Annotated in this window: 16 protein-coding genes; 7 read left to right on the top strand and 9 right to left on the bottom strand. The window is 66.4% G+C overall.

Translation table 11 applies throughout. The features are described from left to right. Positions 1 to 18: 18 nt before the first annotated feature. The 8 genes from AC51GT_RS02710 to AC51GT_RS02675 form a co-directional block, all read right to left on the bottom strand. Positions 19 to 495, bottom strand: coding sequence for a glutamate ligase domain-containing protein (locus AC51GT_RS02710; RefSeq protein WP_496323835.1), 477 nt, complete (start codon positions 493 to 495; stop codon positions 19 to 21). Beyond that, entirely contained in the window at positions 492 to 2,105 is a 1,614-nt protein-coding gene (locus tag AC51GT_RS02705; RefSeq protein WP_496327765.1) for a UDP-N-acetylmuramoyl-L-alanyl-D-glutamate--2,6-diaminopimelate ligase, read from the bottom strand. The genes AC51GT_RS02710 and AC51GT_RS02705 overlap by 4 nt, the downstream gene beginning before the upstream one ends. Positions 2,106 to 2,128: 23 nt before the next feature. Next, positions 2,129 to 4,141 carry a peptidoglycan D,D-transpeptidase FtsI family protein gene (locus AC51GT_RS02700; protein ID WP_496324111.1) on the bottom strand — a complete coding sequence of 671 codons (2,013 nt, stop codon included), beginning with the start codon at positions 4,139 to 4,141 and terminating at the stop codon, positions 2,129 to 2,131. An 86-nt stretch (positions 4,142 to 4,227) separates the two neighbouring features. Next, positions 4,228 to 5,055 (bottom strand): cell division protein FtsL, encoded by an 828-nt coding sequence (gene ftsL / locus AC51GT_RS02695; RefSeq protein WP_496323833.1) that lies wholly within the window; start codon positions 5,053 to 5,055, stop codon positions 4,228 to 4,230. Then, positions 5,052 to 6,035 carry a 16S rRNA (cytosine(1402)-N(4))-methyltransferase RsmH gene (rsmH, locus tag AC51GT_RS02690; protein WP_496323832.1) on the bottom strand — a complete coding sequence of 328 codons (984 nt, stop codon included), beginning with the start codon at positions 6,033 to 6,035 and terminating at the stop codon, positions 5,052 to 5,054. The genes ftsL and rsmH overlap by 4 nt, the downstream gene beginning before the upstream one ends. Before the next feature lie 199 nt (positions 6,036 to 6,234). Then, positions 6,235 to 6,663, bottom strand: a complete 429-nt coding sequence (gene mraZ / locus AC51GT_RS02685; protein WP_495516068.1) for a division/cell wall cluster transcriptional repressor MraZ — start codon at positions 6,661 to 6,663, stop codon at positions 6,235 to 6,237. Between the two features lie 386 nt (positions 6,664 to 7,049). Then, a complete protein-coding gene (locus AC51GT_RS02680) occupies positions 7,050 to 7,457 on the bottom strand; it encodes an SCO2097 family morphological protein (RefSeq protein WP_496323831.1) in 408 nt (135 codons plus the stop codon). Positions 7,458 to 7,631: 174 nt separating this feature from the next. Further along, a complete protein-coding gene (locus AC51GT_RS02675; protein ID WP_496323830.1) occupies positions 7,632 to 8,123 on the bottom strand; it encodes an SAV_6107 family HEPN domain-containing protein in 492 nt (163 codons plus the stop codon). A gap of 230 nt (positions 8,124 to 8,353) precedes the next feature. Between AC51GT_RS02675 and AC51GT_RS02670 the strand changes: the two genes are divergently transcribed. The 4 genes from AC51GT_RS02670 (at position 8,354) to AC51GT_RS02655 (ending at position 12,204) form a co-directional block, all read left to right on the top strand. Next, a complete protein-coding gene (locus AC51GT_RS02670) occupies positions 8,354 to 8,929 on the top strand; it encodes a GNAT family N-acetyltransferase (protein WP_496323829.1) in 576 nt (191 codons plus the stop codon). A gap of 6 nt (positions 8,930 to 8,935) precedes the next feature. Beyond that, positions 8,936 to 10,531: a phytoene desaturase family protein gene (locus AC51GT_RS02665; RefSeq protein ID WP_496323828.1), complete on the top strand. Its 1,596-nt coding sequence runs from the start codon at positions 8,936 to 8,938 to the stop codon at positions 10,529 to 10,531. Next, positions 10,528 to 11,325, top strand: a complete 798-nt coding sequence (locus AC51GT_RS02660; protein ID WP_496327764.1) for a carotenoid biosynthesis protein — start codon at positions 10,528 to 10,530, stop codon at positions 11,323 to 11,325. Before AC51GT_RS02665 ends, AC51GT_RS02660 begins: the two co-directional genes overlap by 4 nt. Positions 11,326 to 11,406: 81 nt before the next feature. Beyond that, positions 11,407 to 12,204 (top strand): LppM family (lipo)protein, encoded by a 798-nt coding sequence (locus tag AC51GT_RS02655; protein WP_496327763.1) that lies wholly within the window; start codon positions 11,407 to 11,409, stop codon positions 12,202 to 12,204. Positions 12,205 to 12,337: 133 nt separating this feature from the next. Here AC51GT_RS02655 and AC51GT_RS02650 read toward each other — a convergent pair whose 3' ends face one another. Further along, positions 12,338 to 13,261 (bottom strand): methylenetetrahydrofolate reductase, encoded by a 924-nt coding sequence (locus AC51GT_RS02650; RefSeq protein WP_496324110.1) that lies wholly within the window; start codon positions 13,259 to 13,261, stop codon positions 12,338 to 12,340. A gap of 78 nt (positions 13,262 to 13,339) precedes the next feature. Here AC51GT_RS02650 and AC51GT_RS02645 point away from each other — a divergent pair, with 78 nt between their 5' ends. The 3 genes from AC51GT_RS02645 to AC51GT_RS02635 are packed head-to-tail and all read left to right on the top strand — an operon-like array spanning position 13,340 to position 16,941. After that, a complete protein-coding gene (locus tag AC51GT_RS02645) occupies positions 13,340 to 14,425 on the top strand; it encodes a polyprenyl synthetase family protein (RefSeq protein ID WP_496327762.1) in 1,086 nt (361 codons plus the stop codon). A gap of 42 nt (positions 14,426 to 14,467) precedes the next feature. Next, positions 14,468 to 16,054: an alpha-(1->6)-mannopyranosyltransferase A gene (locus AC51GT_RS02640; protein ID WP_496327761.1), complete on the top strand. Its 1,587-nt coding sequence runs from the start codon at positions 14,468 to 14,470 to the stop codon at positions 16,052 to 16,054. Then, entirely contained in the window at positions 16,051 to 16,941 is an 891-nt protein-coding gene (locus AC51GT_RS02635; RefSeq protein ID WP_496327760.1) for a phytoene/squalene synthase family protein, read from the top strand. The genes AC51GT_RS02640 and AC51GT_RS02635 overlap by 4 nt, the downstream gene beginning before the upstream one ends. The last annotated feature ends 205 nt before the right edge of the window (positions 16,942 to 17,146 follow it).

Below are 17,146 nucleotides of genomic sequence, written 5' to 3'. Positions count from 1 at the left end.
CGCTGTGATCGAAGGCACTCATGCCGGATCGCCGCCCGGCGTCCGGTGGCCGCGGCCGGTCAGGTATTCGGTGAGACCGAGATCGCGCCCACCCATCACCAGCACCACGTCGTGCTCGCCGAATTGCGCGTCCAGTATCTCCGCCGCCTCCTGCGGCGTTGACACCAGGACCGCCTCCGAACCCCACGAGCCCTCCATGACCGCCCCCTGGTGGAGCCCGTGGACGGCCCGCGACGTTCCCACACAGATGACCTGCCCGATGTCCAGGCGCACGGCCAGCCGCCCGAGTTCGTCGTGCGAGACCACCCAGCGCGTCATCGCAAGCCGGTCTTCGGGATCGAGATCCTTCGGGATGTCCATCTCACCGAGCACCGCCCAACTGCGCCGCTGCGGCGCGGCGTGTACCGCGTCGGCCAAGTCTCGCAGGGCAGCGCGTACCGCCCCGGTGTCGACCCGGTCCACCTGCTCGGCCCGGCCACTATCGGTATTACTCACTGTGAAGACTCCGTGTCAGTCGAATTGTGTTGCGTTTCAAGCTCATCGATCGCCTGGGCCAGGATGACTCGATCATCGAAAGGATGTTTGACGCCATTGATCTCTTGACCTGCCTCGTGACCTTTGCCGGCCACCAGCACCACGTCGCCGGGCCTGACCCAGCGGACGGCGGCACGTATCGCCTCGGCTCGGTCGCCGATCACCCGGACCGGCTCGGCACCCGTGGGGCGTTCGGCCATCGGTACCGCCTCGGCTCCGGCGACCACTTGCGCCCTGATCTCTTCGGGGACTTCGGTGCGCGGATTGTCGTCGGTGACGACAACGAATTCGGCGCCGCGCGCGGCCACCTCACCCATGATCGGGCGCTTACCGGTGTCGCGGTCCCCGCCTGCTCCGACGACAACGGCGATCCGGCCCTCGCTCTGACCGCGAAGGGTGCCGATGACTGCCTCGAGCGCAGCGGGCTTGTGGGCGTAGTCGACAACGGCCAGGAACGATTGGCCGCGGACCACCCGCTCGACGCGTCCGGGCACCGCAACGCCACCGATCGACTCGATTGCCGTCGCCACCGGCACACCGGCACCGGCGGCGAGCGCAACGGCGGTCAGCGCATTGGCGACGTTGTATCGGCCCGGCATCGGCACGACCATCTCGTATGTCCGGCCGTCCGGCCCGGTCACCGTCACGTGCTGGGCGCCGTCTGCCGCCACATCGGACGGACCGGCGTGCCAATCGACGCCCTGCGCCGATCCCGAAGTGGAGACGCTGATCGCACCGGGTCCGGCGATCTGCAGCATCTCGCGTCCCCAGTCGTCGTCGACGCAGATCACCGACTGCTCGGCATGCACCGACGAATCCGGCTTGAACAGAAGCGCTTTGGTGTCGAAATAATCGCGCATGGTCGGATGGAAATCGAGATGGTCCTGCGAGAGGTTGGTGAACGCACCCAGCGCGAATCGGCTCCCGTCCACGCGTCCGAGATACAGCGCGTGACTCGAGACCTCCATCACCACCGAATCCACGCCCTGCTCGAGCATCGCGGCCAACAGTCCCTGTAGCTGTGGGGCTTCCGGCGTCGTCAATGCACTGGGCTGCCGGATCCCGGCGATCCGGGTCTCCACGGTGCCGATCAGGCCCACCGAGTGCCCGTCCGCCATCAACGCCGCCTCGGTGAGGTAGCTCGTGGTGGTCTTGCCCGAGGTGCCGGTGATACCGATCAGTGTCAGATGCCGGGAGGGGTGGCCATAGATCTGTGAACTGACGTCACCGAGGACCTGCCGTGGCTGCGGATGAACCAGCACCGCACAGTCGTGGGATCCATCGAGACCGGCGACGATGTCGCGGCCGGCAGGATCGGTCAGCACTGCCGACGCACCGGCTGCAAGTGCATCCGCGGCGAACTGCGCGCCATGGAATCGGTTGCCCGGTAGCGCCGCGTATAGATCACCGGGCCGGACATCCTGAGCCCGCAGGGTCACACCGCGCACAGCGGTCTGTACCGTCGCCGCGCCGATCAGGTCTATCTGTGCGTTGCCGGTTGCCGCGAGAGCCTCGACCGAGGTCGGGGTGACCAGGGCAGGGCGCAGCACCGAACTATCGGGAGCAGACATTGCCTCAACATACCGCCGTGGGGTCACCCGGCTTGCAAGACCAGTGGCGGCGTCGGGGCGGATGACAGTGGTACCTGTTCGCGCTGCAGCATCCAGGACGCGATGGTCTGGAACAGCGGCGCAGAGCTCTGTCCACCGGTGCCATCACTGCTCCGTTTCGGGTTGTCCAGCATGATGCCGATCACGTATCGCGGTTTGTCGGCGGGCGCGATTCCGGCAAACGTGATGTTGTACGCCTCGTTGGAATAGCAACCACACTTCGGATCCACCTGCTGCGCTGTACCGGTCTTGCCGCTGATCTGGTAACCCGGGACGTCGGCCTTCACGCCGGTGCCGTTCTGGACGCCCATCGGGTCGTTCTGCACGACCGAACGGAACATGTCGCGCACCGACTTGGCGGTCTCGGGACTGACCACGCGGATCCCGGGAGGTGGCTCGGTCGTACCCGGCTGGCCCTCCCCGTTGATCGCCCTGATGATCCGCGGCGGGATCCGCACCCCGTCGTTGGCCACCGCCTGGTACATGGCGGTCATCTGCAGCAGGGTCATCGTCAGGCCCTGACCGATCGGGAGGTTGGCAAAGGTGCCACCGGACCACTGGGTGCGGTCGGGCACGACGCCACCGCTCTCACCGGGCAGTCCGACATCGGTGCTCTGTCCGAGGCCGAAACGCGCGAGCATGTCCGCGAATCGGTCCTCGCCGACCTTCTCGGCCAGCATCAGGGTCCCGACGTTGGAGGACTTACCGAAGATGCCCGTGGTCGTGTACGGCGCGACGTCATGCGCCCAGGCATCTTTCACGGTGGCATCGGACATGGTGATCGTTCCCGGCACCTGGTGGACTTCGTCCGGGGTGGTGACGCCGTATTCGATCGCGGCCGCGGCGGTGACGAGTTTGTTGACCGATCCGGGCTCGAACGGCGAGGTGACCGGGAGATCACCGAGCTGCGCATCACCCTGCTCGTCAAGGGGTTTGGCAGGATTGAAGGTGCTGTCATTGGCCATTGCCAGAACTTCGCCGGTCTTGACGTCCATGACCACGGCCGAGGCGTTCACCGCTCCCGAGCGGTCCTTGGCGAGCTGGACCTGGTTCTGGACGTACCACTGGATGTCCGAGTCGATGGTCAGCTCCACCGTGGCGCCGTCCACGGCCGGATGCAGGTTGCGAGAGCTACCCGGGATGACCGCTCCGTCCGAGCCGCGGTCATAGGTGCGCGACCCGTCAGCACCCGAAAGCACTGAATCCATCGACGATTCCAGTCCGATCAGACCGTTTCCGTCGAAGTCGACGTCGCCGACGATGTTCGCGGCCAACTCCCCACCGGGGTACAGCCGAACGTCCTGCCGCTCCGAACCGACCTCAGGGAATTCGTCGATGATCTTGTTCGCGGACTCCGGGCTGACCGCGCGCGCCAGGTAGACGAAAGTCTCGTCACCGCGCAGGAGTTCACGCAGCGACGACTCGTCGAACTCGTTGCCGAGCTCCTCACGGATCCCGCGCGCGATCTCGCCGATCCGGGTGTCGAGGTCCGGCAGTGCCGGATTCTTCTGATGCGCCTCTTCGATCTCCTTGCGCACCTTGACCGGCTGGAAGGTCAGTGCGCGCGCATCGTCGGTGTATGCGATCGCCTTGCCGTTACGGTCTTCGATGGCACCACGTTTCGCGGGCAGCACCTCGGTGACCGCACGCTGACTCGCCGCTTCGGCCGACAACGACGGCCCGTCGACGATCTGCAGCATCGCCATCTTCACCGTGACCGCTCCCACCACGAGGAAGATGAGCACCGTGGCCACCCGGTGCCGGCGCAGGAACTGCCGACCGGTGCGGATCATGTCGTCGCTCCCGTGGTGTGAACCACCGGCGGGAAAACTGGTGCGTCCAGCGGTGGCACGGGGTGCGTTGTCCGGGTGGTCGCCGTCGCGATATCCGGCAGGCCCCGTTCCCTGACGTCCCCGTGGACGCCGGGAGGGGCCGACCCGCTCCCGGCCCACCGGACGCTGCCGGGTGCGGGGGTTGCCCGCATTCCTCGGCCGCATCACCGGCGGCACCGAGCGTCAGCAGATCCATTCGCCCTGACCGTCATCGCAAATGAGACCTTCATGGTTGTCAATTGTCTGCTGCGCTAACCGACTTCGCGCGAATTTGCGCCCGGCGCGCCGCCATTGGATGGAAGAACATTCGAGTAGGCCGGTGCCGTCGGTGGCTCGACCGGAGTGGCCACGGCCGGCACATCGGGCGCGGTCGGCAACGGGTTGGCGGCGTCGGCGCCCGGGGTGACCGGCGTTCCCTGGATCGGAATACCCTGGGCTCCAGGTGGCGTCGGGGCAGGTGCGGCCCGCTCCGTCGGCCTCGGCGCAGTCGCCTTCGGACCGTTGTTCATCGACGGCGCCTTGTCACCCTCAGCGGGCTTGATCTCCCCTACGACCCACTCCCGGCCGTCGGGACCGACGACCATCCGCGGCACGTCCGTGGCCGGGATCATGCCCAGATCAGTTGCCTTTTCCGACAATTCGGGGGCCGAATCACCAGACTCGTATGACTTCTTGAGGGCGTCACGACGGTCGGACAACTGCTCGTTGTACGCGCGTTCGACACCGAGTTGATACGAATCCTGCGCCGACTTGGTCGAAAGCCACAGCGTCAGTGCCAATCCGGCCAACAGCATCCCGACGACCACCACCGCGAACGGGACCCGGCGCATCGCCTGGACCGGCGCATTCCGCATGCGTCCCCACAAGGCCGGTTTCTGCACCGGCACGGCCGAACTTTCTGGACGTTGCCAATGCCGTGATGTCGACGAGAGCCCCTCGGTGCCAAGGCGTTTGCGTCGACGTTCCAGCGCCTTCTCGGCCGCGGCCGAGCGCTGCCTGTTCGCACCCGACGCCCTGGCTCGCGAAGCGTCGGCATCGCGGCGACGCCCGGTGGCGAGATTGTCGTCGGTGACCGTCACTTCTTACCCCCCGCTATCCGCTCGATGACCCGAACCCGCACGGATGCCGATCTCGGATTGTGTTCGATCTCTTCGTCCGAAGCCTGTTCCGCTCCCCTGGTCACCATCGCGAAATCCGGTGCGGTTCCAGGAAGGTCGACCGGGAGTCCCGGAGGCGTCTTCGACTTGGTCCGCTCGACGAACTCGCGTTTGACGATCCGGTCCTCCAGTGATTGGTACGACATGATCGCCAGGCGCCCACCCACATTCAATGCAGAGAGCGCAGCGGGCAGAGCCGCCTTCAGGGAGGTCAGCTCGCCGTTGACCTCGATCCGCAAGGCCTGGAATGTACGTTTGGCCGGATGTCCACCGGTACGTCGCGTGGCCGCGGGGATGGTCCGGTACAGCAGTTCCACGAGCCGGCCACTGGTGGTGAACGGTTCGATCTCACGTTCACGCAGCACAGCAGAGGCGATCTTGCCCGCGAATCTCTCGTCGCCGTATTCCGATAGGACACGGGCCAATTCGCCGTGCCCGTAGGTGTTGAGAACATCGGCCGCGGTCAGCGGGTCGTCGGGGTTCATCCGCATATCCAGCGGAGCATCAACCGCATAGGCGAACCCACGGTCGGGCTGATCGAGTTGCATCGACGAGACGCCGAGGTCATAGAGAGCGGCATCGAATTTCTTGACACCGGCCTGTTCGAGTGCGTCATCGACCTCGTCGTACCGCTTGTGGACAAACGTGATCCGGTCGCCGAACGGCGCCAGTCGCTCGCGGGCCAGGTTCAGAGCATTGATGTCGCGGTCGATCCCGATGATCGACACACCCGGAAATCGCTGCGCAATGAGCTCGGTATGGCCACCGGCACCGAGAGTGCCGTCGACGTAGATCGCGCCGGAGCCATCTGGATTCTGTCGCGTGATCGCGGGTGCAAGCAGTTCGATCATCCGCTCGGCCATGACCGGGACGTGCCCGAAGGGGCCATCGGCGAGATCCACTGTGCTACCTCTCGTGCGGTCCGGGTGCGCCAATTGGCCGGCAGGTGTGTGGGTGGATCCTGGTCCCTGCCCGATCTCCGCACCTGGCGCTGGGGAAGTGCGTCAGGGGCGGGTTGTCGAACCTGGCGCTGGGGAAGTGCGTCAGGGTCGGATCGGGCAAAGGCCTCGATTCACCCACGTGTTCTTCTGGTCCCTGGCCTCAGGCCGTGTCCAGGACGTCGAAGCCCACGCTCGAGAAGTTCTCCTCGTGCTCATCCTGGTAATCGCGCCATGTCTGCGCGTCCCAGATCTCCAAGTGGCTCATGTTTCCGATGACCACACACTCTTTGGCCAGGCCCGCATAACGACGGTGATCCGGGGACAGGGTTATCCGCCCCTGACCGTCTGGCCGTTGTTCATCGGTTCCCGAGCTCAGTTGACGTTGAAAAGCCCGGGCAGCAGGATCATTCTTGGGCGAGCTCATCACTCGTTGAGCCAGCTCGTAGAAGTCATCCCGCATGTGCACTGCGAGGCTGCGGTCCTGACCTTTTGTGATCATCACCCCTCCTGCAAGTGCGTCTCGGAACTTCGCGGGCAGCGTGAGCCGCCCTTTGTCGTCCAACTTGGGTGTGTAAGTGCCGAAGAACATAGCGCTGGCCATGTGTCGTCACCTCCAACCCCAAGGTTGGTAGGAAAAATCCGGTTCTCTTCCACCAACGAGCACCACTGTACCCCACAATCCACCACTTTCCACCCCAAGTTGCCCGGAGTTCGGCATTCGGCCACCAAGACCGCAGGTAAAGGTGGTGTAGACAGGTGGGGGAAAAATCCTGAGTCAGGGTGTCCACAGGCCGTCTCGGAGGCCTTTTGGAGCCAAAAGGGCCGCTTCAGCCTGCTTCGACCACAGAAATGCCGGAGGTGGGAGAAAGTGGGGGCCTGGGTGGAAAGTGGGCGAGCTGCCCTCAAAACAGACGAAAAGGCCGTGCATCGCGATGCGATGCACGGCCTTCTACGATCAACGGCGCCTGGCGGCGTCTACTCCTGCTCGAAGCGGCGGTTGAACCGCTCTTCCATCCGCTCAGAAAATTTGCGTCCCTGTCGCTGCTCGCGGCCCGACGAGCCACCGCGCGGCGACGATCCCGAAGAGCCTCCGGGAGCCGGTCCGCTACGTGATCCCCACAACGCCATCAGCCCCGCACCGAACATCACGAGGAAGCCGATGAGGCTGACAATGGGGAAACCACCGATTTGAACCTCGATGACAACTCCCCCGACGAGGAGAACGAGTCCGACGAGGAACAACACGGCAGCTTGCAGTCGACGGCGCGCAGTGGACCCGCGAAAGCGACGCGACCGCACGTTCGACGCAAACTTGGGGTCTTCGGCGTACAGAGCGTTTTCGATCTGTTCGAGCATGCGCTGCTCGTGCTCTGAGAGTGGCACCCGCCCCCTCCTTCAGCACATGGTTTCGGTAGAGCTTCCAGAGGAGACAATTCCGGTTGCCCGGACCCACTCGGGTGGACCCAACTCTGATGATACGAGGTGTTGGAAGTTCCAACCACCATTCCCCGCCACAAGTTGGTCAAATTTGGTCCGTTAGCAGTAATTTCGGAGCCTTCACGCAGCACCGGCGGGCATATTCGACGGTTTGCCCCGCTCGAGTCGCAGGATTTCCCTCTCGACCACGTGTAAGAACTCATCCACCTTCGGCCGTAACTCCGCGATCTGCTCTTCGGTGACCGACCGGATGCCGGCTTCCGTATCGGCCCGCAGGCGAGAGTGTCCGGCGAAGTAGGTGGCCCACCCGGAGAGCTCGGGCATCGCCTGCGGCAGCCGGGCCCAGGCACTGCGCGACCCGCGGCGGCGGGTGGGATGCTCCGAGACGGCCAAGACCGCACCGGCCGCACGCAATGCCGATTGATACAGGGCACTGAACGCCTCGGCGGCGTCGGTGACGACATCCGATTCGCGCAGACGCGACTCGGCTCGCTCCAACATCTCGCGGGAGGCGATGATCTGGGTCGGTTCGGGCAGCCTGGTGACCCGCGTGGCCGAAGCCGCCCCACGGTGCCGAGAGTCCCGCGCGGGATTCCGTGCCATCGTCGACATCCCGGTCCTCCTTCTCCGCTGCCTCTTATCCGGCCGACTGCCGGTGTCTATACGGGGTCGGCCCGGTGGCCTACGCTTCCCTCGTCGGCCACCGAGTCGCCCTCATGTCGTAAAGCGGGTAACGATGCGGCTTGCGCCTTTGCGGAGGTTGAAGCCTCGAACACCCGTTCGACAGATTCAATATACCTAACGACACCGACAACCCTCAAGCAAAAAAGGCGGAAACTTCTGTGCCCATCCGGATCGCCGAACTCTCGGCCCACGATGCACAGATCTGGCTGCCCGAGGCCTTGAACGTGTACGTCACCGCGATGAACTACCCACCGGGCACCGAAGTGCAACGGGCGCCCCTGTGGCACGACCACATCCGGCGGCCCGGGTGGAAGGCCGTCGCCGCGATCGACTCCCCCGGTCCGGCCGGACGGGAAGCCCTGGTCGGTATCGCGTACGGATACAGCGGCGCCCACGACCAGTGGTGGAATCAGCAGGTACGCAGCGGGCTGGTCCGCGCCGGATGCAGCCGGGAGCGCGTGAGCGCCCTCACCGACAACTACTTCGAGCTGACCGAACTGCACGTCCATCCGTCTGCGCAGGGCAGGCGGATCGGCGAGCAATTGCTACAACGCCTGGTTGCCGATCGCTCCGAACCACAGGTGCTGCTCTCGACACCCGAGGTAGACGAGGAGAACAACCGGGCGTGGCGTCTGTACCGCCGGTTGGGTTTTGCCGACGTGCTGCGCGGTTTCACCTTCGCCGGTGATCCCAGGCCGTTTGCTGTCCTCGGCCGCGCCCTACCAATGCGATAGGACCACATGATCGACACGCTAGTCATCGGCTCCGGACACAACGGCCTCGTGGCGGCCGCCTATCTGGCCGCCACCGGCCAACGGGTCAAGGTGCTCGAACGCGACAGTGTCGCCGGCGGTGCCGTCTCCACCGTCGAGCGGTTTCCGGGCTATCGCGTCGACCGGGGGTCCTCGGCCCACCTGATGATCCGGCACACCCCCATCCTCGACGAGCTGTCGCTGGCCGATCACGGGCTGCAGTACATCGACTGCGACCCGTGGGCCTTCTGCCCCGCGACCGACGATGCTCCCCCGATCGTCTTCCATCGCGATCTCGAGAAGACCATCGCGTCGATCGAGACGGCCTGCGGTGCCGCCGATGCCGAGGCCTACCGTCGATTCGTCGCCGTCTGGGCGCCGCGGTCGGCCGCGATGATGTCGGCGTTCACGTCGTCTCCCTCACCGCTCGCGCTCGGCAAGGCGTTCTGGGGCCTGCCCGCCCGCATCCCCGGCAACGGCTCCGCGGCCGGACTCGGTCTCTCGCAGGAATTCTTGATGTCCGGGAATGCGCTCCTGGACAACTGGTTCGGATCCGAGCACCTCAAGGCCGCGCTGGCCTGGTTCGGGGCACAGTCGGGTCCGCCCATGAACGAACCCGGGACCGCACCCATGGTCGGCTTCGCCGCGGCGATGCACACCATTCCCCCGGGCCGGGCCGTCGGTGGCAGCGGGGCCCTCTCCGAGGCCCTCATCCGCAAACTCCATGCCGACGGCGGCGAACTCGAACTGTCGTCCGCCGCGACCGCCCTCGAGAAACAGGGCGACCACTGGCTGGTCCGTACCGCCGACGGCCGCTCACATCGTGCACGTTCGGTGATCAGCGCCTGCCACATCCTCACCACACTGGACCTGTTGCAGGCCGGTGGGTTCGACCGCACCGCCACCGACCGGTGGCGCTCACAGATCCGCATCGGTGGCGGCATCGGCATGGCGGTCCGCCTCGGCGGCACCGCGCTGCCGCAGTATCCCGGGCTACCCGCAGACACCTCGGTCCACGGCGGGCTCGGTCTGCTGGTGACCGACCGCGGACACCTGGCCCGGGCGCACGCCGACGCCACCGCCGGTGACCTGCCGCGGCGCCCCGCGCTGATCGCGATGAGTTTCTCCGCGATCGACCCGACCCTGGCACCGCCCGATCGGCACCAGACCAGTCTGTGGGCCCAGTGGCATCCCTACACGCTCTCCGGTGGACGCAGCTGGTCCGACCTCGCGGCCACCGCGGGCCAGGAGATCATCGATGAGCTCGACCGGCATGCACCGGGTTTCTCCGACTCCATCGAACACACCTACGTCCAGACACCCGCGGACCTGGAATCCGAGATCGGGATGACCGGCGGCAACATCATGCACGTGGAGATGTCGCTGGATCAGATGCTGATCTGGCGTCCGCATCCCGAACTGGCGCGGCACCGGGTTCCCGGTGCGCCCGGTCTGGTGCTCGCCGGGGCCTCGACCCATCCGGGCGGTGGGGTCAGCGGCGCCAGCGGCCGGATCGCGGCAACCGCGGTTCTGTCCGACCGGCGATCCCCGTTGGCCCGGATCACCCGCGGTCGATGGGGATGACGACCACACTCACCGCGCAGCGTTCGCCACTGCTGTGGACCTCGGCGATCCTGCTCGCCGGCTCAATCGCCGCACAGATCATCTATCCCCTGGTCGACGGCGTGGCGCGCGACCGGGCCACCGTGGTCGTGGTCGTGGCCGCGGCCGCGGCGATGATCGCGCACGCCACCTTCCGGCTCGGACCGCTACGGGCGGTCGCGGTCTTCGCGGCCACGGCCGGTGTCGGTTGGACCGCCGAAATCGTCGGTGTCGCGACCGGCTTTCCGTTCGGCGCCTACTCCTACGCCACCGATCGGATCGGGCCATCCGTGGCCGAGGTACCGGTGATCATCGGTTTGGCCTGGACCGCAGGCGGTTACAGCATGTGGTGGATCAGCGCGCTGGTCAGTCGCCGCCGTCCGATCCGGATCGCGCTGGCGACCATCGGGATGGTCGGTTGGGATCTCTATCTCGACCCGCAGATGGTCGGGGCCGGATTGTGGACCTGGTCCACCGACGACGCCGGGCTCCCCGGCATCGATCAGATCCCGATCACCAACTTCGCCGGCTGGGCGGGCGTGGCGTGTGTCATGTTCGTGCTGCTCTCACTCGTCGACCGGCAATCGGAGACGGTGACACCGCTGATCTCGCTCGCCCCGGTGGGTTGGTTCACCTGGACCTGGCTCGGCTCGGCCCTGGCGTTTCTGGTGTTCCTCGACGATCCGACGCTTCCCGCGGCGGTTCCGTACGGCCTGATCGGGATGGGCATCCTGGGCGTGCCGGCAGCTGTGGCATTGTCGCGCCGACGTCCTTGAGGTATCGGCCGCCCGGGTATCAACCGGACGCGATCAGCGGCCCTCCTCACGGACTGGTCCGGCTAATGGCACGATAGCTGCGTGCCTGAGATCACCCGCCCCCGCCGCCGTCGCGGTCCCCTGAGTGCGGTGTTGCTCGTGCTGGCCCTGCTCTTGGGTCCGGCACTTGCCGCCTGTTCTGACGAGCCCGCCCAATACGGTGACCGGTTGTGGGGCGCCATCGTCCTCGCCGAGAAGGACATCGGGCAGGAAAAGGGCCCGCAGATCACGGTGCCGCAGTCACTCGAGACGGTCGTCACCGCGACCGAGTTCAAGCGCGACGGACTCATCGGTACCCGCGCCACGTTCACCGAGGCGACCCTCGGCCAGTTCGCCCAGCTCGGCGAACTCGTCGACGACGCCTACCCCGATGCCCCGGTGACGTTGGACCTGCAGGCCCAGCGCCGCGGCGACGCGGTCACCTTCCGCGGCACGGCCGATTTGCAGGGGCTCACGCCCGAGCGCGACTACGTCGAGTTCTCGGTCCAGTTCGCCGGACCCATCAGTGCCACCAACGGCCAGCAGGACGGTGACGACGCCGTCTCCTGGAAGCCGGAGATCGGCAAGGCGACCCCGATGACCGCCGAAGCCCGCTACGACGAACCCGGGACCGCGGCCTTCGCCGGCTGGACGGGCCTGATGGCCGGAATCGCGCTGGCCGTTGCCGTCGTTGTGGTGGCGCTCGCCTGGGTCAGTCGTGACCAGTCACCACGGCCGGGCGCACCGCAGAAGCGTCCCGGCGACGCCACCCACCAGCCTGTGGGAAGCCAGACCGTGGGAAGCCAGAACGCCGGCGATTCGGGCCACAGCGGAACCGACAGCAGTCCCACCTCACACTGATCGGCAACCCTCCGCCGAGCGTGCCCATCCGACCGTCGACCGTGCCGAAATCACCGTTGACCGTGCCAATGTTGCCCGCGCACATGCAGTTTCGGCACGTTCGGCGGTGATTTCGGCACGCTCGACGGACGTCTCAGGCGGCGATCGAGATCATCCCGAGTCGCTCGAGCACCTCGCTGGTGGCCTTGGCGAAGTTGAGACTGCAGAAGTGCAGGCACGGCGCACCCTCGTCGATCAGGCGCTGTGCCATTTCGGTGGCCAGGTCGATACCCACGGCACGCACCGATTCCCGGTTCTCCTCGGGTCCGTCACCGGCGGCCTCGGCCAAGCGCTTCTCGACGGCCGGCGGTAGCACCGAACCCGAGAGTTCGACCATGCGGCGCACCGAGGCGAGTGAGGTGATCGGCATGATCCCCGGGATCAGCGGCTTGGCACCCTGCTCCGGATCGGCGGCGTTGACGCGGTCCCGCAGTCGCAGGTAGTGATCGACGTCGAAGAACATCTGCGTGATCGAATACTGGGCTCCGGCACGCAATTTCGACACCAGGTACTTGGTGTCGTGATCGAGATCGGGAGCCCGGTGGTGCCCTTCCGGGAACGACGCCACACCGATGTTGAAGTCGCCGAGATCCTGCAACAGACGCACGAGTTGTTCGGCGTACTCCAGCCCGTCGGGATGCTTGACCCATTCGCCCAGCGGATCGCCCGGGGGGTCGCCGCGGAGCGCAAGGATATTGGTGATGCCCTGGTCGGCGTAGCCACCGGCCATCGCCCGCAACTCTTCGATGCTGTGCCCCACCGCAGTCAGGTGAGCGACGGGGAGCAACGTGGTCTCGCGCGCGATCTCCCCGGTGATCCGCAGAGTCCGATCACGGGTGGAGCCGCCGGCACCGTAGGTCATCGAGACAAAAGCCGGGTTCATTCGCTCGAAAACCCGCACGGTGCGCCACAGGCGCGCCTCGGCCTGCTCGTCTCGGGGCGGCATGAACTCGACCGAGAACGGCACCGGACCCGAGTGGGGTTCGGCCAGCCGCTTCACGATCGACGATTGCGTCATCTGCGAACTCACCCGGCAAGTATAGAGGTGACGGCCGGGGATGACCGCCTGCCTGCCGCCGCCACATCCCACCGTAGGGTGGTTGACGTGGCAATCCAGTCTGTGACCGACGTTCCCGCCGCGACCACCGACCTCTTGCAGCGGGTCTTTGCAGACCGCGCATCCACGGCAGCCGACATCGGTCCGGGGTTCTGCGATGCGGTGGATGCGATGTCTGCTTTTGTCCTCCGCGGCGGCAAACGCGTCCGACCGACATTTGCCTGGGCCGGCTACCTGGCCGCCGGACCGGCCCGCACCGATCCCGACCGGTTGCTGTCGGTCTGCGCCGCCCTCGAGTTGATGCAGGCCTGCGCGCTGATCCACGACGACATCATCGACCGCTCCGACACCCGCCGCGGGTTCCCGACGATCCACCGTGAGTTCGAGGCCCGCCATCGTGAGGCAGGCTGGCGCGGCGACGCGGCCGACTACGGCGAAGGCGTGGCGATCCTCCTCGGCGACCTGGCACTGGCCTGGGCCGACGACCTCATCGCCGAGGCCGGGTTCGACCCCGAGACCCACCGGTCGGTGTCGACGATCTGGCGCGGCATGCGCACCGAGGTCCTCGGCGGTCAGTTCCTCGACATCGCCACGGAGGCCTCCGGAGACGAGACCCCCGAGGCCGCCTATCGCGTGATGCGGTTCAAGACCGCCGCCTATACCGTCGAACGACCGTTGCATCTCGGCGCCGCGATCGGTGGCGCCGACCCCGGACTGATCACATCGTTGCGGTCGTTCGGCACCGACATCGGTATCGCCTTCCAGCTTCGCGATGATCTGCTCGGGGTGTTCGGCGATCCCTCGATCACCGGCAAGCCGGCAGGCGACGACATCATCGCCGGCAAACGGACCGCACTGTTGTCGGCCGCGCTGGGCCACCTCGACGCCCATGACCACGCGGCCGCGGACGTACTCCGCGAACGGGTCGGGCGTGCTCTGACCGCCGACGAACTGGCACAGACGCTCGACATCATCACCGCGAGTGGCGCCGTCACCGAGGTGGAACAGCAGATCAAGGATCTGGTGAGCAGTGCGCTGGCCACCCTGACCGCGAGTACCGCAACCCCGGCTGCCAAGGCCGACCTGATCGACCTGGCGACCGCGATGACCCGCCGGCAGTACTGATGCCGGCCGCCGCCCCCATCACCGGTGACTAGGATCATCGAGATGTCCGTACCCGCCACCACCCCTGAGCCGGTCACCGCCACCGGCCGGTGGCGGCAAGGGTTCTCGGTCCGAACGCTGCGCGCATTCTGCGCCACCGAGGTCGGGCACCACGTGGTCCTCGGATTCATCGGTTCGGTGCTGATCACCGTCGGCAGCTTCGGTGTCGGGGACATCCCCCGCAACAACACCTCGCTGCAGACCCTGAACTTGTCGTGGATGTACTACGGCCACGGACGAACCCTGAGCACCATCGCCTTCTGGCTCGGTGTTGCGTTGATGGTGATCGCCTGGGTCCGGATCGGCCGCACCCTGCACACCCAGAAGACCGGGGCCACACCCGCAGCGGTCATCGGCTGGGCATCGATGGCCTGGTCTGCTCCCCTGCTTATCGCCATCCCGCTCTACAGCCGTGACGTCTACGCCTATCTCGCCCAGGGCGCGCTGCTGCGCGACGGCTTCAATCCCTACTCCGACGGTCCCGCCGTCAACCCGGGGCCGCTGGTCGATTCGATGGCCCAGGTCTGGGCGACCACCACCGCGCCCTACGGTCCCGGCTTCATGGCCATCGCCCGCGCCGTGACGGAGGCGACCGGTGACAGTCCGGTCGCCGGTGTCCTGGTGATGCGACTGGTCCTGCTGCCCGGCCTGCTGCTGACGTTGTGGGCACTGCCCCGCCTCGCCCGTCGGTTCGGCACCGATCCGTCGATGGCCATCTGGATCGTGCTCCTCAATCCGATGGTCCTGATCCATCTGGTCGGCGGCCCACACGTCGAACTGTTGATGATCGGCGTCCTGGTCGCCGGGGTCACGCTGGTGGTCGAGGGGCGCCACATCGCCGGGATGAGCGTGCTGGCGGTGGCCACCGCGATCAAGATCACCGCCGGTGTGGCGATCCCGTTCGTCCTGTGGATCTGGCTGGCGCACATCCGCGCCGAGCGTCCGGTGCGAGTGGGCGATGTGGTCCGGGTGTTGGCCTGGATCATCGGCCTGAGTGCCGTGATCTTCGGCGGCCTGACCCTGATCGTCGGGCATGGATTCGGTTGGCTGCTCGGATTGACCTGGGCCGACAAGATCATCAACTGGCTGACGATCCCCACCGCGGTGGCCCATCTGATCACCCTGGCCGCTTCTCCGTTCACCGCGTTGCCGTTGCTGCCGGTGCTCGAGGTCGTCCGCACCGTCGGGTCGGTGATCCTGGCGCTGACGCTGGTCGGCGTGTGGCTGTGGTTCCGCAGATCCGAACGGGATGCGGTCAAGGGCATGGCGTGGGCGATGTTCGCCGTCCTGCTACTCGAGCCGTCGACCCTGCCCTGGTATTACACGTGGGCGCTGGTGCTGGCCGCTGCCTTCGCGATCGACCGGCGGGCCATCGTGGCGATCATCGTGTTCTCGGTGTTCCTGTTGCAGGTCTTCGGGCCCACCGACGAGATCTACATGTACGAACTCACCGATGTCCTGCTGGCGCTGGTCTTGGCGGGATTGGCCGGGTGGTCATTTGTGCGGGTCGATCCGCTCCGATTGCGCCGGGTGATCCGTGGGAAACCGGCACCCGTCCCGGCCGGCGGCGCCGCCGAAGACCTGTCATGACCGACGATCTCAGAGCCGCTTACGAACACTGCCGAGAATTGACCAAAGTGCACGGCCGCACGTATTACGCCGGCACCCAAATTCTTTCGAAAGACAAGCGCAGTGGCGTCTACGCGTTGTACGGGTTTGCCCGGATGGTCGACGACATCGTCGACAACGACACCGGGCCGGATCGGCTGACCCGCCTCGATGAGATCGACGCCGACCTCTCCGCGGCCCTGAACGACCCGGCATACCGGCCGCAGCGGCCCGAGGTGCTCGCGGTCGCACACACCGTGGCCACCTACTCGATCGACCACCGATACTTCGAGGCCTTCCTGCGGTCGATGCGAATGGACCTGCCCGAGAGTCCTCTTCACGTCAGCCGCTACCGCACCATGGAGCAACTCCGGGACTACATGTTCGGGTCCGCCAGTGTGATCGGCCTCGAGATGCTGCCGATCCTGGGGACGGTGGGGCCGGTGTCGCAGGCCACCGAATCGGCACGTTCGCTGGGAGATGCATTTCAGCTGACGAACTTCATCCGTGATCTCGGCGAGGATCTCGACCGGGGCCGGATCTACCTCCCCACCGACGATCTCGCCGCGTTCGGCGTCGATGAATCGATGCTCCGCCGTTGCCGCCGGACCGGCCAGGTCCCACCCGAACTACGCCGGGCCCTGGCACATCTGATCGCGATGACCCGCGCCGAATACCGCCGTGCCGAGCCGGGCATCGGTCACCTGACCCCGGCCAGCCGCCCCGGAATCCGTGCGGCGCTCACCATGTACCGGGCGATTCTCGACGAGGTCGAGGCCGACGACTATCGCGTACTCACCCGGCGCGCCACCGTCCCCCGACGCAAACGTCTGACCCACATCGCTGCAGCCCTCACCCGGCGGCACTGACCCCACTCCGCGACCAGCGCGTTTGAGAACAGCCGGAACATGTCAGACCGGCCGGGCACAATGTTGTCCAACCCCATTCGCCGACGGAGAGGACCATGTGGCCACAGACACCCCACCCCCGCGTACCCGGTTCATCCGAAAAGGAAGTACCGGTGGGCTTTCTAGACCATCTGAGGGCGTCCGCGGCGTCGAAACCCCGTGGCAC

The sequence above is a fragment of the Williamsia sp. z34 genome (genome assembly GCF_059553395.1).
Note: the sequence above shows the minus strand (reverse complement) of the source record. Positions and strands in the feature narration are given on the sequence as shown.

Excerpts from the sequence above, each read along its gene's own strand:
- AC51GT_RS02705 (WP_496327765.1), bottom strand. The coding sequence starts at position 2,105 with ATGTCTGCTCCCGATAGTTCGGTGCTGCGCCCTGCCCTGGTCACCCCG.
- AC51GT_RS02700 (WP_496324111.1), bottom strand. The coding sequence starts at position 4,141 with ATGCGGCCGAGGAATGCGGGCAACCCCCGCACCCGGCAGCGTCCGGTG.
- mraZ (WP_495516068.1), bottom strand. The coding sequence starts at position 6,663 with ATGTTCTTCGGCACTTACACACCCAAGTTGGACGACAAAGGGCGGCTC.
- AC51GT_RS02675 (WP_496323830.1), bottom strand. The coding sequence starts at position 8,123 with ATGTCGACGATGGCACGGAATCCCGCGCGGGACTCTCGGCACCGTGGG.
- AC51GT_RS02665 (WP_496323828.1), top strand. The coding sequence starts at position 8,936 with ATGATCGACACGCTAGTCATCGGCTCCGGACACAACGGCCTCGTGGCG.
- AC51GT_RS02660 (WP_496327764.1), top strand. The coding sequence starts at position 10,528 with ATGACGACCACACTCACCGCGCAGCGTTCGCCACTGCTGTGGACCTCG.
- AC51GT_RS02650 (WP_496324110.1), bottom strand. The coding sequence starts at position 13,261 with ATGACGCAATCGTCGATCGTGAAGCGGCTGGCCGAACCCCACTCGGGT.
- AC51GT_RS02640 (WP_496327761.1), top strand. The coding sequence starts at position 14,468 with ATGTCCGTACCCGCCACCACCCCTGAGCCGGTCACCGCCACCGGCCGG.
- AC51GT_RS02635 (WP_496327760.1), top strand. The coding sequence starts at position 16,051 with ATGACCGACGATCTCAGAGCCGCTTACGAACACTGCCGAGAATTGACC.